Source organism: Bifidobacterium pullorum subsp. saeculare (genome assembly GCF_016899725.1).
Taxonomy (GTDB): domain Bacteria; phylum Actinomycetota; class Actinomycetes; order Actinomycetales; family Bifidobacteriaceae; genus Bifidobacterium; species Bifidobacterium pullorum_C.
Genome location: NZ_JACLYU010000004.1, coordinates 1 through 22709, shown reverse-complemented (window position 1 = coordinate 22709; position 22709 = coordinate 1). Strand labels below are relative to the sequence as shown.

The window sequence follows — 22709 nt, the reverse complement described above, 5'->3', positions numbered from 1 at the left end:
ATGGAAAGAGGCGACGGAACCATGCAGGATCAGATTCTACAGGTCGATGAGAACATGCTCGAGACGAAGCTGGGCCGATTGGTGTCCCGGAAGGTCGAGGAGCTGTTGAACGCGATGCTGGACGCGGAGGCGGACGAGATCACCGGCGCGGCCAGGTACGAGCGCACCGGGGAGAGGAGGGCGTACCGGGCGGGTCATTACGAGCGTGACCTGACCGTGAAGGCCGGGACCGTGACCCTCAGGGTCCCCAAGCTCAAGGGCGCGCTGTTCGAGTCGGCGGTGATCGACCGCTACAGGCGTCGTGAGCAGAGCGTCGAGGAGGCGCTGATCGACATGTACCTGGCCGGCGTCTCGACCCGTCAGGTCGACGACATCAGCCGCCTGCTGTGGGGCGAGCGGATGCCCTCGCAGACGCTCTCGGACAAGCTCAAGGGGGTGTACGCGCAGATCGACGAATGGCGCAACAGGCCGTTGGAGCGTTCGTACCCGTACCTGTTCGTGGACGGCGTGCGGCGACAGGCGCACGTGGGGCGGGTCGGTCGAGAACGTGAGCGTGCTGGTCGCGATCGGCGTGGACGACACGGGCCATCGGGAGGTCGTCGGGGTCGCGGAGGGCATGAAGGAGGACAGGGCCAGCTGGGAGCGGTTCGTCAGGAGCCTGATCGAACGCGGTCTGAAGGGCGTGCGCCTGGTGGCGGGCGACCGGTGCGCCGGGCTGGTGGCCACGGTGAACGCGATGCTGCCCGGCGCGCGGTACCAGCGGTGCACGGTCCACTTCATGCGCAACGTGCTCTCCAGGGTCAGCCGCAAACACATGGCATGGGCGGCCGGCGCGCTCAAGGCCGTGTTCGCCATGGAATCCCGCGACGCCGCGTTGAGGAAGGCGGAGGATGTGGCCGCGCAGATGGAATCCCGCGGATTGAAGGCCGCCGCATCCTGCCTCAGGGAGGGCATAGGCGAGTCGACCACCTACCTGCTCGACGACTACCCCGTCGAGCACCGTCGGCGGATCCGCACGAACAACATGATCGAACGATTGAACCGGGAGATCCGCCGCCGCACCCGCGTCGTCGGCAGCTTCCCGGATGGCAGGAGCGCGCTCATGCTCATCTGCGCCAGGATCCGCTACGTCACCGCCAACGATTGGTCGAGCCGCCGCTACCTGGACATGTCCCGGCTCGACGGCATCATGCAATCAACCGACTGAAGTCATTCCCCCGACGACGGACCAGGCCACATTTGCGCAAAACATCGGGCACAACCAGGTGGCCTGTCTGACTTATCTGAAATTTCGGCGATTCATATTATTAAATCAATGAACTATGTGATATATTCAAATCACGGGAATCGGTGAAAGAGCCGAACCCGCTATGGGGAAGTGAACTCCGATCAACGAAGAAAGGATCCCTAAGCCATGAAGAAGTGGACCAAGATCGCCGCGGCCGCGGCCGCGGCTGCGATGCTCATCCCGGTCTCCGCGTGCGGAAGTACGCGAGGCGGTGGCGACTCTGCGGGGCCGAAGGATGCCAAGGATGTCAAGGTTGGCATCTCGATGCCGGAGCAGATGCTTGAGCGTTGGAAGATTGACGGCAACAACCTCAAGCAGCAGCTGGAGAAGTACGGCTACGAGGTCACTCTGCAGTATGCCGATGGCAAGACCGATCTGCAGACTTCGCAGATTCAGAATATGGCGAACAACGACATGGATTACGTGGTCATCGCCTCCATCGATGGCACGTCCACTGGCGCAGCTGCAGAGCAGGTCAAGGCCAACGGCGGTACGGTGATTGCCTATGACCGACTGATTATGAACACTGACGCGGTCGACTATTACACCACATTCTCGCTGCAGGAGGTCGGTAAGCTCCAAGGTCAGTACATCGAGGAAAAGCTCGGGCTCAAGGATGGCAAGACCGGTCCGTTCAACGTGGAACTCATGGCGGGTTCCCCGACCGACAACAATGCGAGCGAGTACTTCAAGGGCGCTTGGGATGTGCTCGGCAAGTACTACGAGTCCGGTGTGCTGCAGGCCAAGTCGGGTAAGGTGCCGGCCAGCGCCGCGGAATGGCAATCCATCGGCATCGACAACTGGGACCGTCAGAAGGCCCAGTCCGAGATGGAGAACCGTATCAACTCCTTCTACAATGATGGCACTCATCTTGATGCGGTGCTCGCACAGAACGACGCCGAGGCGACCGGCACGTACAATGCCGTCGACGCCGCTGGATGGGACTACTATCCGATCATTACTGGCCAGGACGCTGAGAAGGCCAATGTGCAGGCCATCGTGCAGGGCAAGCAGTCCATGACGGTGTACAAGGACACCCGTGAGCTGGCCAAGGCCACTGCGGAGCTGATTCATGACCTCGTCTCTGGCAAGAAGCCCGATTTCTCCGACTCCTACAACAACGGCACGAAGGATGTGCCCTCGAAGCTGCTGACACCGGTCACCGTGGACAAGGACAACATCAAGGAGGTGTTGGTCGACTCCGGCTATATCTCCGCCAAAGATGCCGGCCTGTGACAGTGACGCCAGGGCGATGAACGGCCATACCGGGGCCGGCTGAGGTAGGCCGGCCCCGGAAGGGCCGACAGCAGGGGCGCCGTGCCCCAAGCCGAGCGAAACAACGCAAGGACGCGTGGCGCGGCGCTCCCGGCATGTCCGCAGGGCACAAAGAAGGAACCAACCAGGAGGCAACAGTGGCCAACAATGACGACGTCATCCTCGAGATGCGTCATATCATCAAGCGCTTCGGTCCGGTCACCGCATTGAATGACGTGAACATCACCGTCAAACGCGGCCAGATCTTCTCGATTTGTGGCGAGAACGGCGCCGGCAAATCCACTCTGATGAATGTGCTGTCGGGGGTGTATCCCTACGGTACCTATGAGGGTGACATCATCTACAACGGCGAGACCTGTAAGTTCGGGGCGATTCGCGATTCCGAGGCGAAAGGCATCGTGATTATCCACCAGGAGCTCGCGTTGGTGCCGTATATGACTATCGAGGAGAATATCTTCCTCGGCAACCAGCGCACCAAGGGAATCGCCATCGATGCGGACGAACAGCGCAGAATCGCGCTGGACGTCATGGGTACGGTCGGTCTCGACGAGAATCCTGACACCAAGATTTCCAACATCGGCGTCGGCAAACAACAGTTGGTCGAAATCGCCAAGGCGCTGACCAAGGACGTCAAGCTGCTCATCCTTGACGAGCCCACTGCGGCGTTGAATGACGAGGATTCGGCCAAGCTGCTCAAACTTGTCGACAACCTGCGCCGCGAGCAGGGCATCACCGCCATCATCATCTCGCACAAGCTTAATGAGATTGCGGCATCCGCCGATGCCGTGCAGGTGATTCGTGACGGCCAGACCATCTCCCATTTCGAGATCGATGCCTCTCACCCGCTCGACCAGGATGCCTTGATTCGTGACATGGTGGGGCGTCCGCTGACCAACAGGTATCCGGAGCATACGCCGAAGATCGGCAAGGAGATGTTCCGTGTCGAGGACTGGAAGATGTACCATCCCCTTGACGAGCATCGTCTGGTCGCCAAGGGTGTGAACTTCAACGTGCGTGAGGGTGAGATCGTGGGATTGGCCGGTCTCATCGGTGCAGGTCGCACCGAGACTGCGATGAGCGTATTCGGTCGCCAGTATGGCACTCATGCCAGTGGCAAGGTCTTCCTTGAAGGCAAGGAAGTCTCCTTCCCGACCGTGCGTTCCGCCATCGACCATGGTGTCGCCTACGCCACCGAGGACCGCAAGGTATATGGCCTGAATCTCATGAAGACCATTCGAGAGAATACTTCGATGGCCAGCCTCAAGGCCCTGAGCAAACACGGTGTGATTGACGAGACCCGTGAGAAGCAGGTCGCCGAACAGTACCGCAGGGAATTCCGCACCAAAGCGCCGACGATTGAAATGCCTGCCGGCAATCTTTCCGGTGGTAACCAGCAGAAGGTCGTACTTGCCAAATGGATGGCCACCAATCCGAAGGTGCTCATCCTTGACGAACCGACACGTGGCATCGATGTCGGCGCCAAGTACGACATCTACGAAATCATCGATCAGCTTGCTGACGCCGGCTCCGCCGTCGTCGTGATCAGCTCCGAGCTGCCCGAGTTGCTTGGCATCTGCGACCGCATCTACACGATGAGCGCCGGATCGATCACCGGTGTCTTCGACGCGAAGCAGACCAACCAGGAGGAGCTCATGCGGTACATGACCTCCAACACGGCCCTGCCTAAGAGCGAGTCCTTCGCCTGAGCGGCCGCCCGATGTCCGCATTGTCATCATCTCGTCAGTTTTCCGTGATGTGAAAGGAACCATACCCATGTCCACTGCAACCGCAACACCCGCATCGGCGCGGGCTCCGAAGAAGGAAGTCAAGGAACAGAGCCTCAAGGACCTGCTGCTTGGCAACATGCGCTCCTACGGCATTTATCTGGCGCTTGTCTTGGTGATTATTGTCTTCCAGATTCTCACCGGCGGCCGCCTGCTCAATCCGAACAACGTTGTGGCGCTGTTCCAGCAGAATGCGTACGTGCTCATCTCCGCCATCGGCATGTTGATGGTGATCATTGCTACCCATATCGACTTGTCCGTGGGCTCGGTGGTCGCTTTTGTCGGTGGCATCGGCGCGCTCGCGATGAAAAGCGGAATGCCTTGGTACGTCGCGATCATCATCATGATTGCCCTCGGTCTGGTCATCGGCGCTTGGCACGGTTTCTGGGTCGCCTATGTGGGCGTGCCTGGATTCGTGACCACGCTGGGCGGCATGCTTATTTTCCGTGGCTTGGCCACTGTGGTTGCCGGCGAGTCCATCCCGGTCTCTGATTCCACTTTCCGAGCCATCTCCATCAGCTATGTGCCTACGATTTTCGTCGGTGACCTGGCCTTGACGGCATTGATCGCCGGACTCATCGCCATCGTGCTCGTAATCTGGCTCCAGCTGCGCAAGCGTGCCAAGGCAGTCAAGAACGGTCTGTCGGTCCAGCCGATGAGCTTCGTTGTCCTGAAGTGTGTCGTCGCGACCCTGTTCATCGCGTACTTCACTTACCTGCTGGCATCCTCCGGCAACGCCACCCAGGGCGGCATCCCGATTGTGCTGGTAATCATCGGTGTGCTCGTCGGAGTGTACTACTTCGTGCTCAACCGCATGGTGTTCGGCCGCAACGTGTATGCCGTGGGCGGTAACCGCAAGGCTGCGATCCTATCCGGCATCGACACCCGCAAGGTCGATTTCCAGATTTTCCTCAACATGGGCTTCCTGGTCGCCATCGCCTCCATCATCACGCTGTCTCGTCTGGCCTCCGCCACCGCGCAGACCGGCATGGAGTTCGAGATGGACGCCATCGCTGCCTGCTTCATCGGCGGCACTGCAGTCACCGGCGGCGTGGGCACCATTCCTGGCGCGATGGTCGGCGCCTTGATCATGGGCGTGCTCAACCAGGGCCTGTCCATCATGGGTGTCGACGCCGCTTGGGTGAAGACCATCAAGGGTCTCGTGGTCATCGCCGCAGTGGCTTACGATCTACTCTCTAAGCGCAAGAAGGGCTGACCTGAAACCGGCTTCTCGCCGGTTCTCCCTCTTAGAACATGCAAGGGGGCGGGCGACATTCCAGTCGCCCGCCCCCTCGTTTTTTTGCGCTGTGCTGCGTAGTGTGAAAAGCGGAACGGAATCAGGCTGCGGAGCCGTCTTCGGAGGTTTTGTCCGCCGGGGCTCCGGAGACATCGTTAGCGTCCGTGCCATCGTGACGGGAACGGCGGTTACGTTGCCAGAGGATAAAGGCGTTGATCGCGCAATACACGGTCGCCACGCCCACGCAAACGAGGAAGATGATGCTGGGTGCGCTGGTCAGTGTGCCATCTGCGATGTAGTCGCGAACGGATTGCGCCTCCCATGCTGCGCAGGCCGCCGCAGTCAGCGCGTAGAGAATCATTCTTGCCTTGTCGCTCATAAGTACTCCCTGTACTGCAATGATGATGGATAACGGTGCGCGGGCCAGATTCTCTGACCCGCGCACCGATGGCATACCGTTTTCGTTTGTTAAGGATGGTGGCCGTGCATCCGGAACGGCGGATTCAGCCGCGCGCCTTGGCGTAGGCGCGGTAGACCTCCGGCGTCGGCTCGCCGGTCTCCACGCCCTCGATCGTGAGCTGCCAGGCGGGCGGCTCGGCCGCGCCGGAAAGCACCCAGGCCGCCTGCCGTGCCGCGCCGATCGCCACGTACTCGTCGGTGGCGGGGCGGGTCACGTCCATGCCCAGGATGGCGGGGGCCAGGCGGCGCACCGCCTCCGACTTGGCGCCGCCGCCGATGAGCAGCACACGGTCCACGCGGGCGCCGAGCGCGCGGATGAGCTCCAGACAGTCGCGCTGCGAGCACAGCAGGCCCTCCACGAAGGCGCGGGCCAGGTTCTCGCGCGTGGTGTTCGCCAGCGTCAGGCCGGTGAGCGAGGCGGTGGCGTCGGGGCGGTTCGGCGTGCGCTCGCCGTCGAAATACGGCACGAGCGTGATGCCGCCGGCGCCGGGTTCGGCCGCGAAGGCCAGCTCCGCCAGCTCGTCGTAATCCACGCCGAGGGCGTGGCGGCCGGCGTCGAGGATGCGCGAGCCGTTGATCGTGCAGGCCAGCGGCAGGTAATGGCCGGTACAGTCGGCGAAGCCGGAGATCGCGCCCGTCAGGTCGTACACCGGGTTCTCGGCGATGGCGGCGGCCACGCCCGAGGTGCCTAGGGAGACCGACACGTCGCCCACCTGCATGCCCAGGCCCAGCGACGCCATCGCGTTGTCACCACCGCCGGGACCGAGCAGACAGCCGCCGTCCACCTCGCCGCCGGCGATGGCCGGGTCGGCCGTGTCCGCGGCGGCCTGGCTCGGGCCGAGCACCGTCGGCAGGACCAGACGCTCGGCCAGCGCGGTGGCCTGCGGCGCGGCGGAGGTGTCGATGGGCTGGGTCGGGTCGGCCATGGCGGCGATCTCGACGCGCTCGCCGAAGGCCGGGGCCAGCGCCAGCGCCAGCAAGTCGCGGCGGTAGCGGCCGGAGGCGGCGTCGTAGTAGCTGGTGCCGGAGGCGTCGGAACGGTCGGTGAACAGGGCGTCGAGCCGGGCGTCGCCGCCTTCGGAGGCCGGGCCGTGGCCGGCGATGCGCCAGCTGAGCCAGTCGTGGGGCAGGCAGATCGCAGCGATGGCGCGCGCATGCTCCGGTTCGTGCTCGGCCACCCACGCGACCTTGGTGAGCGTGTAGGAGGCGACGGGGGAGGAGCCCACGGCCCTGACCCAGCGCTGCTTGCCTCGGGCGACGACGTCCTGCGGCTCGTCCCCGACGGCCGGGGCGGCGCCGAGCGCCTCGATGAGCGCGGCCGCCTGCGGGGCGGAGCTGGTGTCGTTCCACAGCATCGCGTCGCGGATCACGGCGCCGGTGGCATCGAGCAGCACCATGCCGTGCTGCTGGCCGCCGACGGCCAGCGCGGCCACGTCGGCGAGCCCGCCGGCCTGTTCGGCGGCCTCCCGGAACGCCTGCCACCAGGCCGCGGGGGCGACGGTGGTGCCGTCCGGATGCTTGGCCTGGCCGAAGCGCACCGTTGTGCCGGTCGCGGCGTCGGTGACGCGCACCTTCGTGGATTGGGTGGACGTGTCGACGCCGGCTACGAGATTCCGTGCCATAGTGCCTCCTTGCATAATGCATGTCGGATTAGTTAGATGACTAAACTATACCGTGACGTGATGACGTTGGTACCATCACTTAGGGTTGAACCAGGCCGTCGTCGGCGGATGTGGCCTGTGGCCGTCGGCGATCGGCCCGGCACCCGACTCCGACGATCGGTCATTCCGGCGCATGCCGCCGGCCCTGACGAAAGGAACCGGCCATGGCGTCTTTGCGACGCATCAACCAGGACGACCTGCGCAACCACAATCTGTCGGTCGTCATCGACACGCTGCTGCGCAACATCGAACCCATGAGCCGCGCCGAACTCGCCAAGGCGACCGGCCTGACCAAAGCCACGATGTCGCTGCTCGTCCCCATCCTCATCGACGCCGGCGTGGTGCGCGAAGGCGACCCCGTCGCGGCGGCCGCGTTCGGCCGCCCCAGCACCCCGCTGGCCATCGCCGGCGGAGTGCTGTGCGGCGTCGGCATGCAGGTGAACACCGACGGCTACGGCACCACCGTCGTGGACCTCGACGGCTCCACCATCGCGGGGGAGTGGGTCGAACGGCCGATGGGCGGCAGCGATCCGGCCGAAGTGTTCGCCGCGCTCGACGAGCTCGTCGCACGCCACGAGCGGGAGGTGACCGCCCGCGGATGGCGCGTCGCCGGCGCTGGCCTGGCCCTGCCCGGCCTGGTCACCGACGATATGCGCCTGCTCACCGCGCGCAACCTCGGCTGGGCCGACCTCGACCTCCGGCGGTTCGACGTGGTGGCCCGGCTCGACGCCCGCGGCGGCAACGAGGCCAACATGGCCGCGCTCGCGCAGATCCCCGGCTACGCCACCCAACGGCGGCGCAAGGGCATCGTCGGCCCCGGGGATTCCTTCCTCTACGTCTCCGCCGACATCGGCATCGGCGGCGCCTATGTGCGCGACGGCCGTCTGGTCACCGGTGACCGCGGCTTCGCCGGCGAGATCGGCCATGTCTCGCTGTCCCTCGACGGTCCGCGATGCTCCTGCGGCCGTCTCGGATGCCTCGAGGCCTACGTGGGCCGCCGCGCGCTGGTGGAGCGCGCGGGCCTGGCCCACGGCGAGGAGGCGGTGCGCATCGAATCCTTCGAAGCGCTGGCGCAGCTGCTGCGCGCGGGGGAGTCGCGCGCGGTCGCCTGCGCGGACGAGGCGGTGCGCGTGCTGTCGTCGATCGTGGCGAGCGCGGTGAACATGCTCGACGTGGGCACCGTCCTCCTCGGCGGTTTGTGGGAGCGCTTCGGCAGCGGGTTCACCGAGCGCATCGAGCGGGAGGCCAACGCGCAGCTGCTCGGCCGTCCCGCGGTGCAGGTGCGCGTGCGCATGCCCGAGGTCGGCGGGCATCCCGCACTGCGGGGCGCCGCCAAGCTCGGCCTACGCCGCTTCATCGACGATCCGCTCGGATTCGTCGGCGGCGCAGAGGGCTGAGCGCCTTACGCGGAGACGGCGGCGCCCAGCCCGGGGCTTCGGTCAGTACTGGTTGGCGCCGGTGCCCTCCCACTTGACCACGAAGCCACGCTCGTAGTGCAGGAACATGTCGGCGCCATAGCGGTCCACCGGACGGTGGGTGAACAGCATGCGGATCGCGAAGGCGGTCTGCGCGTCCTCCGGCAGGGCCTTGAACGCGGCATGGGCGTCCCAGTACGGGGTGTGGCAGATCGCGGCGTCGGGCACATAGGCGTAGCCGTAGCCGTCCTCGTTCACATAGCCCATGAACGGCAGGTCCCAGGCATGATGCTTGGTGAGCTGCTCCTTGAAGTCCTCCACCTGAGCGAGGGTCTCGTCGCTGATGCCGAAGGACTTCGCCACCTTGTTGGCGGCGGCGGTTTTCGCGGCGGCGTCCTTGCCGAACATGTCGAGATTCACGGTGATGACCTTCGGCTGGCGTGCTTCCTCAACGGCCATGATGCTTCCTTTCTCTGGAACCGACGCCTGACAAACGAACATCGATGATGTGAGATTAGAATGGTAGGTGATGTTCAGTTGTGACGTGGTGCTTATGGCGATGATGCCGATGCCTCGCTGGCATCTGGGGAACAGCATACACCTGGTCGAGGGCGGAAAATGCCGAAATTGCGGGATTATGTCCCGCTGTTCACGCGAAGGACACCTCAATGCGCGGTGCTGTGCGGGCGGGTTGCGTTCTGTGTGCGGAATGTACCATCGCGACATAAAAATGTGAGAAACGTCTGATAAATCGAACATCGATGTTCGGTTCATCGGCGTGTCGCGGATCCGGCTGTAACCGGTCATAGCAGGCGGCTATGGGGCCATGGTGTGGCGCGCTGCCGCCGCTTGGTAGTGTGGCGTGCGGCGCCTCCGCCCGGGCCGCGCAGGTCAGGGGGCGCCCGGTCGGCCTTCTCCGGCGGTTTCCCCGGCGATGGCATCCCGCCCGAGGCGGTGGATGCGTGGGCCGGCCCGTTCTCGCTGTGCGCGGCTTCGACCAGGAACAGGAGCAGCCATGCCGTCCGTCCAATCCCGTAAGGCGCGTCCCTCCGACGGGGCGCGTTCCTCCGCATCATCGCCGTCCTTCCCCAAGCCCCGGGCCCATCGCCTGCGCTGGCGCGTGGCCGACATCGCCGTGGGCGCGGCGCTCAGCGTCGCCTGCGGCGTGGTGTTCTGGGGGTTCAACTTCGCCTATGCGTCCGTCTCGCCGCTCATCGGCGCGGTGCTGCCCGGCCTGGCGAGCATCCTGCACGGCTTCTGGTATTTCTCGGGCACGCTGGCGGTGCTCATCATCCGCAAACCCGGCGCGGCCGTGTACGTGAACGTGGTGGGGTCCCTGGTCGAGGGGCTGCTCGGCAGCCAGTACGCCATGACCTTCGTGCTGCTGTCGGCCGCGTTGCAGGGCCTGTTCGCCGAGCTTCCGTTCATGGTGACGCGGTACCGGCGCTTCACGCTGGCGCTGTCGGTGTGCTCCGGCGCGCTCACCGCGCTGGAATACGGCGTCTATCTGCTGCTGTTCCGTTTCCAAGGCGTCGCGTTCCTCAGCCCGCGCGGCATCATCCATATGATCAGCGAACTGGTCGGCGGCGTGCTCGTCGCCGGTGTGATGAGCTGGTTCCTCTACGTGGCCATCGCCCGCGCCGGCGTCCTCGACCGCTTCGAATCGGGGCGCGCCATCCGCGGGGCCATCGACGCCTGAGCCGGGGCGGCCGGCAATGGACCGGCAATGGCCCGGCGGCGGGCCGGCCGCGCCTTGGCGGTGTTCGGGGCGTTCTGCTAGGCTATGCCCGTCGGCATGGCGCCGCCGCCTAAAGGCGGAGCGCCGGCGCGATGTGGGGCTGTAGCTCAGTCGGTTAGAGCAGCGTGCTCATAACTCGCCGGTCCAGGGTTCAAGCCCCTGCGGCCCCACTCTTCCCCTCCATCCTTCCCGGCGGCCGGCCGTCAGGTGCCGTGGCGTCGTCGCGCCCGGCGCGTATGCTTCCCTAGGTTCCGGTTCACGCCACGCCATCGGGGCGGGGCGACCCGGGTCACCTGAATTCCCTAGGAGACACCATGAAGCAGGGTATCCATCCCGATTACCATCCGGTCGAAGTCAAGTGCTCGTGCGGCAACACCTTCGTCACCCGTTCCACCGCGAACACCGATCACATGACCATCGACGTGTGCTCGAGCTGCCACCCGTTCTACACCGGCAAGCAGAAGATCCTCGACACCGGTGGCCGCGTCGCCCGTTTCGAGCGCCGCTACGGCAAGAAGGCCAAGTAGCTTTCTTAACGCCAGCCTGCGCGCCCGGCCGGAATCCGGCCGGAGCAGGGCTGGCGTTTTTGTATGCCCGCACCCGCACCCCGCACACCCGTCCCCATCACAGCTAAGGACCCACCATGGCAGACGAACAGTTCCCCGCCGCACGGACCGCGCTCGAGGAATACCGCTCCCTGGAGGAGCAGATGGCCAGCCCCGAGGTGGTGACCGACCCCGACAAGATGCGCAAGCTGGGCCGCCGCCACGCCGAGCTCGGCTCCATCGTCGCCGCCTACACCGCGTGGAGGCAGATCAGCGACGATCTGGACGCCGCCCGCGAGATGGCCGCCGAGGACCCCGACTTCGCCGACGAGGCCAAACGCCTCGAGGCTGAGCTGCCGGCCGCCGAGGAGAAGCTGCGCACCGCGCTCATCCCGCGCGACCCGGACGACGCCCGCGACACGATCATGGAAATCAAGGCCGGCACCGGCGGCGAGGAGGCCGCCCTGTTCGCCGGCGACCTGCTGCGCATGTACACCCGCTACGCGGAGAAGCGCGGCTGGAGTGTCACAGTCCAGTCCGAGAACACCACCGAGCTCGGCGGCGTCAAGGACGTGCAGGTGGCCATCCGCGCCAAGGGCACCCCCGCCCCCGAGGACGGCGTGTGGGCCTCGCTCAAATACGAGGGCGGCGTGCACCGCGTGCAGCGCATCCCCGTCACCGAATCGCAGGGGCGTATCCAGACCTCCGCGGCCGGCGTCATCGTGTTCCCCGAGGCCGACGAGGACGACGACGAGATCGAGATCGATCCCAAGGACCTGAAGGTGGACATCTTCATGAGCTCCGGCCCCGGCGGCCAGTCCGTGAACACCACGTATTCCGCCGTGCGCATGACCCACCTGCCCACCGGCATCACCGTGAACATGCAGGACGAGAAGTCGCAGATCCAGAACCGCGCCGCCGCCCTGCGCGTGCTCAAAAGCCGCCTGCTGGCCATGAAGCACGAACAGGAGGCCGCCGAGGCCGCGGACATGCGCCACTCCCAGGTGCGTTCCCTCGACCGCTCCGAGCGCATCCGCACGTACAACTTCCCGGAGAACCGCATCGTCGACCACCGCACCGGCTACAAGGCCTACAACCTCGACCAGGTGCTCGACGGCGACCTGCAGGCCGTGATCGACTCCGACATCCAGGCCGACGAGGCCGAGCGCCTGGCCCGCCAGGCCGGCGAATGAGCGGGGCCGGGATGGCTGCGCCGAAGCCCGCCCCCTCCCTCGCCGACGTGATCAACGGGGCCGCCGCCACGTTGCGCGCCGCCGGAGTCGACACCCCCGCCCATGACGCCAAGCTGCTCATGGCCGAGGCCGCCGGCTGCGACCTGCACGAGGTGGACCTGGCCCTGCTCATGGGCGAGTCCGCCGGATTCGTCGACGGGGATGACAATGCCAGCGCCGCCTCCGACCCCGACGCCGGCCGCCGCTGCCGCTGGGCCGCCGCCCTGCCCACCCTGCGCATGATGGTCGCGCGCCGCGCCGCCCGCGAACCGCTGCAGCTCATCGTCGGGCACGCCCCGTTCCGCTGGCTCGACCTCAAGGTCGGGCCGGGCGTGTTCATCCCACGGGCGGAGACCGAGACCGTGGTGCAGGCCGCGCTCGACTGGCTCGCCGCGCAGGGCCTCGGCCAGCCGCGCGTCGCGGACCTGTGCGCCGGCAGCGGCGCCGTCGGCCTGTCCGTCGTCACCGAGGTCCCTGGCAGCGAGGTGTGGGCCGTCGAACTCTCCGACCGCGCGCTCACCTGGACCGAGCGCAACCGCCGCGAGGTGCTGGGGGAGGGGACCGCGGCCGCCGGACGCTACCATCTGGTCTCCGGCGACGCCACCGATCCGGCCGTGTTGCGTCAGCTCGACGGCAGCCTCGACGCCGTCGTGTCCAACCCGCCCTATGTGCCGCGCGCGGCCATCCCCGGCCAGCCCGAGGTGCGCGACTACGATCCCGAGCTTGCCCTGTACGGCGGCTCCGACGACGGCCTGGCCCTGCCCGAGCGCATCATCGGCCGGGCCGCGGCGCTGCTGCGCCCCGGCGGCCTGCTGGTGATGGAGCATGACGTGAGCCAGGACGCCGCGCTGTGCGACTACGCCCTCGACCACGGCTTCGCCACGGCCTCGACCGGTCTCGACCTGGCCGGCCGCCCCCGGTTCCTGACCGCGACGAAGGCCTGAGCGGCCGGTTCCGTCAGCGGGCGTAATCCTGGTACACGCTGGCGTCGGCGTCCGTGATCGTCCTGATCACGCGCGCCGGATTGCCCACCGCCACCGAGTTCGGCGGGATGTCCCTGGTGACCACGGCGCCCGCGCCGATCACGCAGCCCTCGCCGATCGTCACGCCGCCGAGTACGGTCACATTGCCGCCGAACCAGCAGTTGGAGCCGATCACGATCGGCTTGCCGTACTCATAGTCATAGGTCGAGCCGTCCTCGCGCTCGCGCACGTTGCGGTCCTGCCAGCGCAGCGGGTGCATCGGCGGCAGCAGCGAGACGTTCGGGCCAAAGAGCACGTCGTCGCCGATCGTCACCGGCGCGCAGTCAAGCACCGTGAAGTTGAAGTTCGCGAACACGCGGTCGCCGATTGTGGTGTGGCAGCCGTAATCGAAGAACACCGGGCCCAACACGTCCAGGGCCTTGCCGTGGCTGGGCAGCAGCTCGTCGAGCACCGCGGCGCGCTCGGCCGTGGCGCCGCGCGGCAGCGCGTTGAAGCGCGAGCACAGGTCCGCGGCCTTGTCCCGCAGCGCCGCCAGCTGCGGATCGGAGGCGTCGTACAGCTTGCCGTCCAGCATCTCCTCGCGCTCGGATCGGCGCGGCTGGCGCGGCTCGACCGGCGGCACGGCGGCAGCGGCGGTCATCTCATCGGTCATCGGAAACCCTCCTTGGGCGACGGTTCATGGCAGGGACCACGCTACCATCGACGTTCCCCGGAATCGGACCGCCCCGCTCGTCGCGGCGCGATGGTGCAATGATGGACCTAAGGTTCTTTACGGATGCACGGGAAGGCGGCGGACATGAGCGCGGTGATGAAGGCGGCGGACGGGGCGGCACTCGAGGAGGCGGCCCGCGTCGTGCGCGACGGCGGACTGGTGGTCGTGCCCACGGACACGGTGTACGGCGTGGCCTGCGACCCGCGCAACGAGGCGGCCATCGCCCGCATCTACGAGCTCAAGGGTCGTCCCCGGTACAAGCCGCTGCAGGTGCTGCTCGCCAACGAGGGCCAGATGGCGGAGCTGCGCCTCGAACTGCCCGCTCCGCTCAACCGGCTCGCCGCGGCGTTCCTGCCCGGCGCGTTCTCCCCGATCGCCGTCGCCGGGGCCGGCTGCACGCTCGCCACCCTGGCCGACACGGCGGACGGCCGGCCCGGCACGCAGGGCATCCGCGTGCCCAACTCGGCCCTCTCGTTGCGCATCCTGGAGGCCACCGGCCCGCTCGCGGCCTCCAGTGCCAACCGTTCCGGCGACGAATCGGCGCAGACCGTCGAGGAGGCGCAGGCCGCCTTCGGCGACGCAATCGACCTGTATCTGGACGGCGGCCCCACCCAGGGGCATGTGTCCAGCACCGTGGTCGCCGCCGACCCCTACGGGTGCGACGGCATCGCCATCCTCAGGGAAGGCGTGATCCCGGCCGGCGCCATCCACGCCGCGCTGCACGTCAACGGCGGCTCGCTGGGCGAGGGGGCCGCCGCGTGAGGATCTATCTGCTCATCGCCGCCATCGCCGGCGGCGCCACCTATCTGGTCACCCCGATCATCCGCCATCTCGCCATCGAGATCGGCGCGGTCGGCGAGGTGCGCAAACGCGACGTGCACACCGTGCCCACCCCGCGCATGGGCGGCCTGGGCATGCTCGTTGGATTCACCGTGGCGATCCTGTTCGCTAGCCACATCCCCTTCGTGCAGGGCCTGTTCCAAGGCAGCCAGCAGGTGTGGGTCATCCTGGCCGGCGCCGTGATGATCTGCCTGCTGGGCATGGCCGACGACCTGTGGGACCTCGACTGGATGCTCAAGCTCGCTGGGCAGCTGCTCATCTCCGTGTTCGTGGCGTGGGGCGGCCTGCAGATCATCTCGCTGCCGCTGGGCAGCCTGGTCACCGCCTCGCCGAGCCTGTCGATGGCGATCACCGCCATCCTCATCGTCGCCTCGATCAACGCGGTGAACTTCGTGGACGGCCTGGACGGCTTGGCCTCCGGCATCGTGGCGATTGGCGGCATCGCCTTCGCGATCTACTCGTACATCCTCGCGCGCTCCTCGCCCTCCTACGCCTCGATGGCCACGCTCATCGACGTGGCGCTCGTGGGCATCTGCGTGGGTTTCCTCATGCACAACTGGCATCCGGCCAAGCTGTTCATGGGCGACTCCGGATCCATGCTGCTGGGCTACCTCATCACCTGCGCGTCCATTGTGATGACCGGGCACATCGACCCCGCCTCCGTGCACACCAGCCTGTACCTGCCCGCGTTCATGCCGATCCTGCTGCCGCTCCTTGTGCTGTTCCTGCCGGTGCTCGACATGTGCATGGCCATCGTGCGCCGCCTGGCGCACGGCCAGTCGCCGATGCACCCCGACCGCATGCACCTGCACCACCGCATGCTCAAGATCGGCCACACCGTGCGCGGCGCCGTGTCGATCCTGTGGGCGTGGGCGGCGCTCATCGCCTTCGGCTCGCTGTTCATCCTCTTCTTCAAGGCATGGCATGTGGCCCTGGGCATGACGGCCGCCGCGGCCGTGCTCACCGTCGCCACCCTGTACCCGTATCTGCGGCACCGGCTGCCCGACATCGCCGAGGAGAACGCCGCGCTCGCGATGGCGCGCCAGCAGGCGCACCACGCGGCGTCGGTCCGCCGGGGGGCGGGCCGGAAGGCGGTCGGAACCGGCGTCGCCGACGAGCCATCCGACGAGACAGATTCCGGCGACGGCCCCGGTGCCCCCGCCCCGGCGCAGGCCGGCTGACCTTGCGCCTGTGCAAACGGCGCAATCCCGCCGCTGCCGGGGCCGGGCGGGCCGGTGTGTCACGTCCGCGCGCGTTCATATAGTGGGTCTATGGCTAATCTTCCCGATATGAACGCGGAATCCGCGTATGCCCCCCTGCCCCCGATTTTCGCCAAGCTCGGCCTCGCCTATGACGATGTGCTGCTGCTGCCGAACGAGACGGACGTCATCCCCTCCGAGGTGGACACCACCACGCATCTGACGCGCGAGATCACCATGAAGGTGCCGGCGATCTCCGCCGCCATGGACACCGTCACCGAATCCGAGATGGCCATCGCCATGGCCCGCAACGGCGGCATCGGCGTGATCCACCGCAACCTGTCCATCGACGACCAGGCCGCCCAGGTCGACGTGGTCAAGCGCTCCGAGTCGGGCATGATCACCAACCCGCTCACCGTCAACCCCGAGGTCTCCCTGGCCGACCTCGACAAGCTGTGCGGCCGCTTCCACATCTCCGGCCTGCCGGTGGTGGACAAGGAGAACCGCCTCGTCGGCATCATCACCAACCGCGACATGCGCTTCATCGCGTCCGAGGACTACGACCACCTCAAGGTCAAGGACGTGATGACCAAGGAGAACCTCATCACCGGCCCGGCCGACATCTCCAAGGAGGACGCGCACCACATCCTGGCCCAGCACAAGGTCGAGAAGCTGCCGCTGCTGGACAAGGGCGGCAAGCTCGCCGGCCTGATCACCGTCAAGGACTTCGTCAAGACCGAGCAGTACCCGGACGCCACCAAGGACGAGCAGGGCCGCCTGCGCGTGGCCGCCGGCGTCGGCTTCCTCGGCGACGCCTGGCAGCGCGCCTCCGCCCTCATGGAGGCCGGCGTGGACGTGCTCGTGGTCGACACCGCCAACGGCGAGGCCAAGCTCGCGCTCGACATGATCTCCCGCCTCAAGCATGACTCCGCCTTCGACGGCGTGCAGATCATCGGCGGCAACGTGGCGACCCGCTCCGGCGCCCAGGCGATGATCGACGCCGGCGCCGACGCCGTCAAGGTGGGCATCGGCCCCGGCTCCATCTGCACCACCCGCGTGGTCGCCGGCGTCGGCGTGCCGCAGCTCACCGCCGTGTACGAGGCAGCGCAGGCCTGCCGCGAGGCCGGCGTGCCGTGCATCGCCGACGGCGGCATCCACTACTCCGGCGACATCGCCAAGGCCCTGGTCGCCGGCGCCTCCTGCGTGATGCTCGGCGGCACCCTCGCCGGCTGCGAGGAGGCCCCGGGCGAGAAGGTGCTGCTGCACGGCAAGCAGTACAAGCTGTACCGCGGCATGGGCTCCCTGGGCGCCATGGCCCCGCGCGGCAAGAAGTCCTACTCCAAGGACCGTTACTTCCAGGCCGACGTCACCTCCAACGACAAGGTCGTGCCGGAGGGCGTCGAGGGCGAGGTGCCGTACCGCGGCCCGCTCAACGCCGTGCTCTACCAGCTCATCGGCGGCCTGCACCAGTCGATGTTCTACATCGGCGCGCACACCATCCCGGAGATGCCGGAGAAGGGCCGCTTCATCCGCATCACCGACGCCGGCCTGCGCGAGTCGCATCCGCACGACATCGTGATGACCGCCGAGGCGCCGAACTACACCGGCTTCCACAACTGACGGAAGACGGACAGCGATCGAACGACCGCTTCCCCGACCCGGGGAAGCGGTCGTTCGTCTATGGTGGTAGGCTGAAGCGTTCCGTTGGCGACGACGGATGCCCGGCATGGGCCGGCATCGGAAGGAGACGAGGCAGATGGTGGATGCGCACGACGGCGAGGTGTACAGCGCGAAGGAATCGCGCCTGATTTGGATCGACTGCGAGATGACCGGGCTTGACATCTTCGGTGGTGACGAGCTCGTGGAGGTGAGCGTGGTGCCCACCGACTTCGACCTCACCGTGCTGGACGAGGGCGTGGACTACGTGATCAAGCCCAGCCAGGCGGCCGTGGACCATATGAACGACTTCGTGCGCCAGATGCACACCCGCTCCGGGCTCATCGACGAATGGGAGCATGGCCTGCCGCTGGCCGAGGCCGAGGCGAAGGTCACCGAGTATGTCAAGCGTTTCACACCGGAGGGGGTGCGTCCGCTGCTCGCCGGCAACACCATCGGCTCCGACAAGAAGTTCCTCGACCATTACATGCCCGGCCTGATGAGTCACCTGCATTACCGCACGATCGACGTCTCCACGTTCAAGGAGCTGGCCCGCCGCTGGTACCCGGACGTATACCTCAACCGTCCGCCCAAGAACGGCGGGCACCGCGCCCTGGCGGACATCATCGAATCGCTGGACGAGCTGCGCTACTACCGCAAGGCCTTCATGGCGCCGGTCCCCGGGCCGGACACGGCCGAGGCGAAGGCCATCGCCGGCGAGATCGAGGCCACCAGCCTGCTTCGCGCGGCTGAGTGAGCGGGCAGCATGCGCCAGTCCGAAGCCCTCGCCATCCTCAACGCCGGCGCGAACGTGTTCCTGACCGGCGCGCCCGGCGCCGGCAAGACCTACGTGCTCAACGAGTTCATCCGCCAGGCGCGCGCCGATGGCGCGAACGTGGCCGTCACCGCCTCCACCGGCATCGCCGCCACGCATATCAACGGCCAGACCATCCACTCGTGGAGCGGCGTGGGCGTGGCCACGGCGCTGACCGACGGACTGCTCAAGCGCATCAAGACGCGGCGTCGCCGCAAGATCCAAGCCACTGACATCCTCGTCATCGACGAGGTGTCGATGATGCACGCCTGGCTGTTCGACATGGTCGACCGCGTCTGCAGGGAGCTGCGGCGCGACCCGCGCCCCTTCGGCGGCCTGCAGGTGGTGCTGTCCGGCGATTTCTTCCAGCTGCCGCCGGTGAGCGTCTCCGGGCGCAACCGCGACCTCATCGTCCCCTCCGCGGAGTTCCTGGAATCCCGCGAACGGTACGCGAAGGCCGGACTTAACCCCGAGGGATTCGTCACCGAGTCGCTGGTCTGGCAGGAGCTGGCCCCCATCGTCTGCTATCTGACGGAGCAGCACCGCCAGGACGACGGCCGCCTCCTGGCCGTCCTCACCGACATCCGCGAGGGGCAGGTCACCCAGGAGGACCACGACGTGCTCCTCACCCGCCTGGGCGCGGTGCCCGGGCCGGGCCAAGTGGCCACGCATCTGTTCCCGGTCAACCGGCAGGCCGACTCCCTCAACGACCTTCGTCTCGCCCAGCTGCCGGCTGAGGAGCACGAGTTCCACGCCGAGCAGGCGGGGCAGGTGGACCTGGTGGACCGGCTCAAGCGCACCATGCTCGCCCCGCAGCGCCTGGTGCTCAAGGAGGGCGCGGCCGTGATGGCGCTGCGCAACGACCAGGACCACCAGTACGTCAACGGCTCGCTGGGCACGGTGCGCGGTTTCGCGTCCGAGGCCAAGGGCGGCTGGCCCATCGTCGAGTTCGAGAACGGCAGCATCGTGACGATGCGGCAGGCTACGTGGGAGATGATGGACGGCGACACCGTGCTCGCCTCCGTCAGCCAGGTGCCGTTGCGCTGCGCGTGGGGCATCACCATCCACAAATCGCAGGGCATGACACTCGACCGCGCCGTCATGGACCTGAGGCGCACCTTCGCGCCCGGCATGGGCTACGTGGCCCTGTCTCGCGTGGAGGGACTCGACGGGCTGTACCTGGCCGGCGTCAACGAGCGCATGTTCCTCGTCTCGCCCGACGCGGTGCTGCTCGACGGCGACCTGCGCGCCGCGTCGGCCGCCGCCTCCGCCCGCCTCGCCGCCGACGGCGTGGGCGCGTTCACCCCGTCCTCCCAAGCGGCCTTGGCCGGCGACGACGGCTTCGCACAGGCCGAGCTGTTCTGAACGCCGGTCGGGTGGCGGACCGGCCGGCGTTCGATGGGGCGTCTCGCGGGCGCTGCGGCCGTTCCCTCAGCCTTGGCGGCGCGGACGGTGACCGAGCTCGGCGCTGATGCGGTCCGCGGCGGCGCGCACCATCGGTCCCAGCTGCCGCATGCGCCGCGGTGGCATCACCTGCACCATGCCGGAGACGGAGATGGCGCCGGCCACACGCCCGGTGGCGTCGTGGATCGGCGCGGCCACGCAGCGGATGCCCTGCTCGTTCTCCTCCAGGTCGCAGGCGAAGCCCTGTTCGGCGTACACGGCCATCGCCTTGAGGAAGGCCTGCGTGCTGGCGAAGTCGTGCTGGGGCTGGCGCTCCATGCGCGCCCGGTCGGCGAGGAACTGCGCCTCCCACCGGTCGGGGGACTCCAGCAGCAACGCCTTGCCGATACCGGTGTAGGTCAGCGGCATGCGCACGCCCGGCCACGAGCGGATCTCCACGTTGCGGCTGCCCCGCACCTTGTCCAAGTACAGGCATTCGCCCTCGGCCTCGATGGCCAGGTGGACCGTGTCCTTGGTCTCCTCGGCGAGGTCGAGCAGGATCGGGCGCGCCACGCCCTGCAGCGAGACCTGGTCGCGGGCGAGGAACCCGAGCTCGATGAGCATCGGGCCGAGTGCCAGCGAGCCGTCGGCGGCGTCGCGCAGATAGCGTGCGTTGCGCAGCGCCTGGATGAGCCGATGCGCGGTGGACCGGGACAGACCGGTGGCCTGCGTCACCTGGGCGAGCGTGGAGGAGCCTTCGGCGACGGCCTCCAGCACCTTCAAGCCGTTCGCCAAGGTCTGTGTGCCGGGCACGACGGGGGAATCGTCATCGTCAATCATGGGGCATCATCCTAGATGCAGAACCGCCGGGCAGCCCGCCCCGCGCGAGGCGAGGAACGGGCCGCCCGGCGGCGGAAGCGTTGTGGCGGCGCCACGTGCGGCGCGGCCACAACGCCGATCGGAACTCAGCGGTAGTGCTCGAGCTCCGCGGCGAGGCCACGCACGAAGATGTCGGTGTCGCCGGCCACGGCCACGAAGGAGGCGCCCCAATCGAAGTAGCGCTTCGCGGTCTCGGGGTCGAAGGCCAGCGAGCCGATGGCCTTGCCATGTGCCTTGATGCGTTCGAAGGCGTAGGCGACCTGGTCTTGGATCGCGCCGGCGTCATCCAGGTGCCCGAGCGAGGCGGAGAGGTCGGCTGGGCCGATGAAGATCGCGTCGTAGCCGTCCACGGCGGCGATCTCGTCGATGTTGTCCAGACCTTCCTGGGACTCGACCTGCAGGATGAGGCAGAGTTCCTTCTTCGCGTCGCGCATGTAGTCGGGGATAAGGCCCCAGCGGCCGGAGCGGGCGATCACGCCGCCCACGCCGCGGATGCCTTCGGGCGCGTAGTTGATGGCCTTGACCATCAGCTCCGCCTCCTCGGCGTTGTTGATCATCGGCAGCAGCAGCGTCTGCGCGCCCAGGTCGAGCACCTGCTTGATCAGCACCGGGTCGGCGTCGGCGGGGCGCACCACCGGGGTGGTGGGGTAGCCGTGCACGGCGCGCAGCTGGTCGAGGATCGTGGTCAGGTCGTTCGGCCGAGGATCGTGGTCAGGTCGTTCGGACCGTGCTCGCCGTCGATGAGCAGCCAGTCATAGCCGACCTCGGCCGCGATTTCGGCCGAGGTGGCCGAGCCCATCGCCAGCCACAGGCCCTTGAGCTGGCGGCCTTCCTTGATCGCTGCCTTGAACTCGTTGCGGGGGAGTGCAACGGAAGCCATGGTGTTCCTTTCCGTCCGTCGGTTTGTCCGTCAGTCACGCCGATCAATGCGTGAACGGGCGCTCCAGCGGGCACTCGCGGTTGAGCTCCACGCCGAAGCCGGGCTTGTCCAGCTGCTCGGCGGTGATGATGCCGCCCTCGGGCACCGGCTCGCCGACCAGGATCGGGTCGAACTGCGGGCGCAGGGAGTCGGCATGGGGCGAGGTCATGAGGAACTCGCTGAACGGGGTGTTGGTGAACGTGATCACCGCGTGGTGCGAGTAGACGGACGAGCCATGGGGCACGACCAGCTGGCCGCGCGACTTGGCGATCGCCGCGATCTCGCACAGGGAGGTCACGCCGCCGCACCAGCCGACATCGGGCTGGAGGATGTCCACGCCGGCGTCGGAGAGCTCCTTGAAACCCTCCAGGGTGCCGGTGTGCTCGCCGGTGGTCATGAGCATGCCGGCGGGCATGTTCTTCTTGAGCTCACGGTAGGAGTCGATCTGGTTCGGCGGGAAGCACTCCTCGATCCACTTGAGGTGGTAAGGGGCGGCCGCGTGCGCGAGCTTGGTCGCGTAGTTCACGGTCTGGCTCATCCAGCAGTCGAACATCAGCCAGAAGTGAACTGCGTCCCGGAAGTTGGACTTGTTAAGTCATAGCGGTCAGGCTGCCTTTTGCAGGGCTCGGTCCCGGTATTCCACCGGGGTCATGCCGTCGAGCTTGACCTGTCTTCTCACGTGGTTCCATC

The 22709-nt window shown here is 67.1% G+C and carries 21 protein-coding genes, 1 tRNA gene and 2 pseudogenes; 15 read left to right on the top strand and 9 right to left on the bottom strand.

Annotated elements, in window-relative coordinates; genetic code table 11:
• Window positions 1–21: 21 nt before the first annotated feature.
• The 4 genes and pseudogenes from H7U32_RS03750 (at window position 22) to mmsB (ending at window position 5563) form a co-directional block, all read left to right on the top strand.
• Window positions 22–1207, top strand: a pseudogene (locus tag H7U32_RS03750) (IS256 family transposase).
• Window positions 1208–1414: 207 nt separating this feature from the next.
• On the top strand, window positions 1415–2524 hold the full coding sequence (locus H7U32_RS03745; protein ID WP_204468215.1) for a substrate-binding domain-containing protein: 1110 nt from the start codon (window positions 1415–1417) through the stop codon (window positions 2522–2524).
• 206 nt (window positions 2525–2730) lie between these two features.
• Window positions 2731–4269: an ATP-binding cassette domain-containing protein gene (locus H7U32_RS03740; protein WP_440201431.1), complete on the top strand. Its 1539-nt coding sequence runs from the start codon at window positions 2731–2733 to the stop codon at window positions 4267–4269.
• A 67-nt stretch (window positions 4270–4336) separates the two neighbouring features.
• The gene (gene mmsB / locus H7U32_RS03735) at window positions 4337–5563 is read left to right on the top strand and encodes a multiple monosaccharide ABC transporter permease (protein ID WP_204468212.1); all 1227 of its coding nucleotides are present in this window, start codon (window positions 4337–4339) and stop codon (window positions 5561–5563) included.
• A gap of 121 nt (window positions 5564–5684) precedes the next feature.
• Here the strand turns inward: mmsB and H7U32_RS03730 are convergent, their stop codons facing one another.
• Both H7U32_RS03730 and H7U32_RS03725 read right to left on the bottom strand, forming a co-directional pair.
• Window positions 5685–5963: a hypothetical protein gene (locus tag H7U32_RS03730; RefSeq protein WP_204468210.1), complete on the bottom strand. Its 279-nt coding sequence runs from the start codon at window positions 5961–5963 to the stop codon at window positions 5685–5687.
• Window positions 5964–6087: 124 nt separating this feature from the next.
• A complete protein-coding gene (locus tag H7U32_RS03725) occupies window positions 6088–7665 on the bottom strand; it encodes a xylulokinase (RefSeq protein ID WP_204468209.1) in 1578 nt (525 codons plus the stop codon).
• A 203-nt stretch (window positions 7666–7868) separates the two neighbouring features.
• Between H7U32_RS03725 and H7U32_RS03720 the strand changes: the two genes are divergently transcribed.
• Complete coding sequence (locus H7U32_RS03720; RefSeq protein WP_204468207.1) at window positions 7869–9101, top strand: ROK family transcriptional regulator; 1233 nt, start codon at window positions 7869–7871, stop codon at window positions 9099–9101.
• A gap of 42 nt (window positions 9102–9143) precedes the next feature.
• Here H7U32_RS03720 and H7U32_RS03715 read toward each other — a convergent pair whose 3' ends face one another.
• A complete protein-coding gene (locus H7U32_RS03715; protein ID WP_239457477.1) occupies window positions 9144–9578 on the bottom strand; it encodes a glycerophosphodiester phosphodiesterase in 435 nt (144 codons plus the stop codon).
• A 661-nt stretch (window positions 9579–10239) separates the two neighbouring features.
• On the opposite strand from H7U32_RS03715, the gene H7U32_RS03710 reads away from it, so the two are divergent.
• The 5 genes from H7U32_RS03710 (at window position 10240) to prmC (ending at window position 13578) form a co-directional block, all read left to right on the top strand.
• Window positions 10240–10818: an ECF transporter S component gene (locus tag H7U32_RS03710; RefSeq protein WP_323804567.1), complete on the top strand. Its 579-nt coding sequence runs from the start codon at window positions 10240–10242 to the stop codon at window positions 10816–10818.
• Between the two features lie 135 nt (window positions 10819–10953).
• A tRNA-Ile gene (locus H7U32_RS03705) sits at window positions 10954–11027 on the top strand.
• Between the two features lie 144 nt (window positions 11028–11171).
• A complete protein-coding gene (gene rpmE / locus H7U32_RS03700; RefSeq protein ID WP_204468203.1) occupies window positions 11172–11384 on the top strand; it encodes a 50S ribosomal protein L31 in 213 nt (70 codons plus the stop codon).
• 116 nt (window positions 11385–11500) lie between these two features.
• The gene (gene prfA, locus H7U32_RS03695) at window positions 11501–12595 is read left to right on the top strand and encodes a peptide chain release factor 1 (protein ID WP_204468202.1); all 1095 of its coding nucleotides are present in this window, start codon (window positions 11501–11503) and stop codon (window positions 12593–12595) included.
• An 11-nt stretch (window positions 12596–12606) separates the two neighbouring features.
• Window positions 12607–13578, top strand: a complete 972-nt coding sequence (gene prmC, locus H7U32_RS03690) for a peptide chain release factor N(5)-glutamine methyltransferase (RefSeq protein ID WP_204468200.1) — start codon at window positions 12607–12609, stop codon at window positions 13576–13578.
• Window positions 13579–13591: 13 nt separating this feature from the next.
• Here prmC and H7U32_RS03685 read toward each other — a convergent pair whose 3' ends face one another.
• Window positions 13592–14269, bottom strand: a complete 678-nt coding sequence (locus H7U32_RS03685; RefSeq protein ID WP_204468198.1) for a sugar O-acetyltransferase — start codon at window positions 14267–14269, stop codon at window positions 13592–13594.
• A 144-nt stretch (window positions 14270–14413) separates the two neighbouring features.
• On the opposite strand from H7U32_RS03685, the gene H7U32_RS03680 reads away from it, so the two are divergent.
• The 5 genes from H7U32_RS03680 to H7U32_RS03660 all read left to right on the top strand — a co-directional run bounded on the left by H7U32_RS03680 (window position 14414) and on the right by H7U32_RS03660 (window position 20203).
• Window positions 14414–15091, top strand: a complete 678-nt coding sequence (locus H7U32_RS03680) for an L-threonylcarbamoyladenylate synthase (RefSeq protein ID WP_204468197.1) — start codon at window positions 14414–14416, stop codon at window positions 15089–15091.
• Window positions 15088–16350 carry an MraY family glycosyltransferase gene (locus H7U32_RS03675; protein WP_204468195.1) on the top strand — a complete coding sequence of 421 codons (1263 nt, stop codon included), beginning with the start codon at window positions 15088–15090 and terminating at the stop codon, window positions 16348–16350. The genes H7U32_RS03680 and H7U32_RS03675 overlap by 4 nt, the downstream gene beginning before the upstream one ends.
• Before the next feature lie 90 nt (window positions 16351–16440).
• Entirely contained in the window at window positions 16441–17988 is a 1548-nt protein-coding gene (gene guaB / locus H7U32_RS03670) for an IMP dehydrogenase (protein ID WP_204468193.1), read from the top strand.
• A 136-nt stretch (window positions 17989–18124) separates the two neighbouring features.
• Window positions 18125–18781, top strand: a complete 657-nt coding sequence (orn, locus tag H7U32_RS03665) for an oligoribonuclease (RefSeq protein ID WP_204468192.1) — start codon at window positions 18125–18127, stop codon at window positions 18779–18781.
• A gap of 9 nt (window positions 18782–18790) precedes the next feature.
• The gene (locus H7U32_RS03660) at window positions 18791–20203 is read left to right on the top strand and encodes a DEAD/DEAH box helicase (protein ID WP_204468190.1); all 1413 of its coding nucleotides are present in this window, start codon (window positions 18791–18793) and stop codon (window positions 20201–20203) included.
• A 66-nt stretch (window positions 20204–20269) separates the two neighbouring features.
• Here the strand turns inward: H7U32_RS03660 and H7U32_RS03655 are convergent, their stop codons facing one another.
• The 5 genes and pseudogenes from H7U32_RS03655 to H7U32_RS11780 all read right to left on the bottom strand — a co-directional run.
• Window positions 20270–21061 (bottom strand): IclR family transcriptional regulator, encoded by a 792-nt coding sequence (locus H7U32_RS03655; RefSeq protein ID WP_204468188.1) that lies wholly within the window; start codon window positions 21059–21061, stop codon window positions 20270–20272.
• A 125-nt stretch (window positions 21062–21186) separates the two neighbouring features.
• Window positions 21187–21759: an aldolase/citrate lyase family protein gene (locus tag H7U32_RS03650; RefSeq protein WP_204468186.1), complete on the bottom strand. Its 573-nt coding sequence runs from the start codon at window positions 21757–21759 to the stop codon at window positions 21187–21189.
• A gap of 26 nt (window positions 21760–21785) precedes the next feature.
• Window positions 21786–21980: an aldolase/citrate lyase family protein gene (locus tag H7U32_RS10935; protein ID WP_204468184.1), complete on the bottom strand. Its 195-nt coding sequence runs from the start codon at window positions 21978–21980 to the stop codon at window positions 21786–21788.
• A 43-nt stretch (window positions 21981–22023) separates the two neighbouring features.
• Window positions 22024–22584 (bottom strand): annotated as a pseudogene (locus tag H7U32_RS03640) (enolase C-terminal domain-like protein); the annotation flags it as partial.
• Window positions 22585–22623: 39 nt separating this feature from the next.
• On the bottom strand, window positions 22624–22709 hold an 86-nt coding region (locus tag H7U32_RS11780; RefSeq protein ID WP_369122467.1), incomplete at its 5' end, for an IS3 family transposase.

Excerpts from the sequence above, each read along its gene's own strand:
- H7U32_RS03745 (WP_204468215.1), top strand. The coding sequence starts at position 1,415 with ATGAAGAAGTGGACCAAGATCGCCGCGGCCGCGGCCGCGGCTGCGATG.
- H7U32_RS03740 (WP_440201431.1), top strand. The coding sequence starts at position 2,731 with ATGCGTCATATCATCAAGCGCTTCGGTCCGGTCACCGCATTGAATGAC.
- mmsB (WP_204468212.1), top strand. The coding sequence starts at position 4,337 with ATGTCCACTGCAACCGCAACACCCGCATCGGCGCGGGCTCCGAAGAAG.
- H7U32_RS03730 (WP_204468210.1), bottom strand. The coding sequence starts at position 5,963 with ATGAGCGACAAGGCAAGAATGATTCTCTACGCGCTGACTGCGGCGGCC.
- H7U32_RS03725 (WP_204468209.1), bottom strand. The coding sequence starts at position 7,665 with ATGGCACGGAATCTCGTAGCCGGCGTCGACACGTCCACCCAATCCACG.
- H7U32_RS03720 (WP_204468207.1), top strand. The coding sequence starts at position 7,869 with ATGGCGTCTTTGCGACGCATCAACCAGGACGACCTGCGCAACCACAAT.
- H7U32_RS03715 (WP_239457477.1), bottom strand. The coding sequence starts at position 9,578 with ATGGCCGTTGAGGAAGCACGCCAGCCGAAGGTCATCACCGTGAATCTC.
- rpmE (WP_204468203.1), top strand. The coding sequence starts at position 11,172 with ATGAAGCAGGGTATCCATCCCGATTACCATCCGGTCGAAGTCAAGTGC.
- prfA (WP_204468202.1), top strand. The coding sequence starts at position 11,501 with ATGGCAGACGAACAGTTCCCCGCCGCACGGACCGCGCTCGAGGAATAC.
- prmC (WP_204468200.1), top strand. The coding sequence starts at position 12,607 with ATGGCTGCGCCGAAGCCCGCCCCCTCCCTCGCCGACGTGATCAACGGG.
- H7U32_RS03685 (WP_204468198.1), bottom strand. The coding sequence starts at position 14,269 with ATGACCGATGAGATGACCGCCGCTGCCGCCGTGCCGCCGGTCGAGCCG.
- H7U32_RS03680 (WP_204468197.1), top strand. The coding sequence starts at position 14,414 with ATGAGCGCGGTGATGAAGGCGGCGGACGGGGCGGCACTCGAGGAGGCG.
- guaB (WP_204468193.1), top strand. The coding sequence starts at position 16,441 with ATGGCTAATCTTCCCGATATGAACGCGGAATCCGCGTATGCCCCCCTG.
- orn (WP_204468192.1), top strand. The coding sequence starts at position 18,125 with ATGGTGGATGCGCACGACGGCGAGGTGTACAGCGCGAAGGAATCGCGC.
- H7U32_RS03660 (WP_204468190.1), top strand. The coding sequence starts at position 18,791 with ATGCGCCAGTCCGAAGCCCTCGCCATCCTCAACGCCGGCGCGAACGTG.
- H7U32_RS03655 (WP_204468188.1), bottom strand. The coding sequence starts at position 21,061 with ATGATTGACGATGACGATTCCCCCGTCGTGCCCGGCACACAGACCTTG.
- H7U32_RS10935 (WP_204468184.1), bottom strand. The coding sequence starts at position 21,980 with ATGGCTTCCGTTGCACTCCCCCGCAACGAGTTCAAGGCAGCGATCAAG.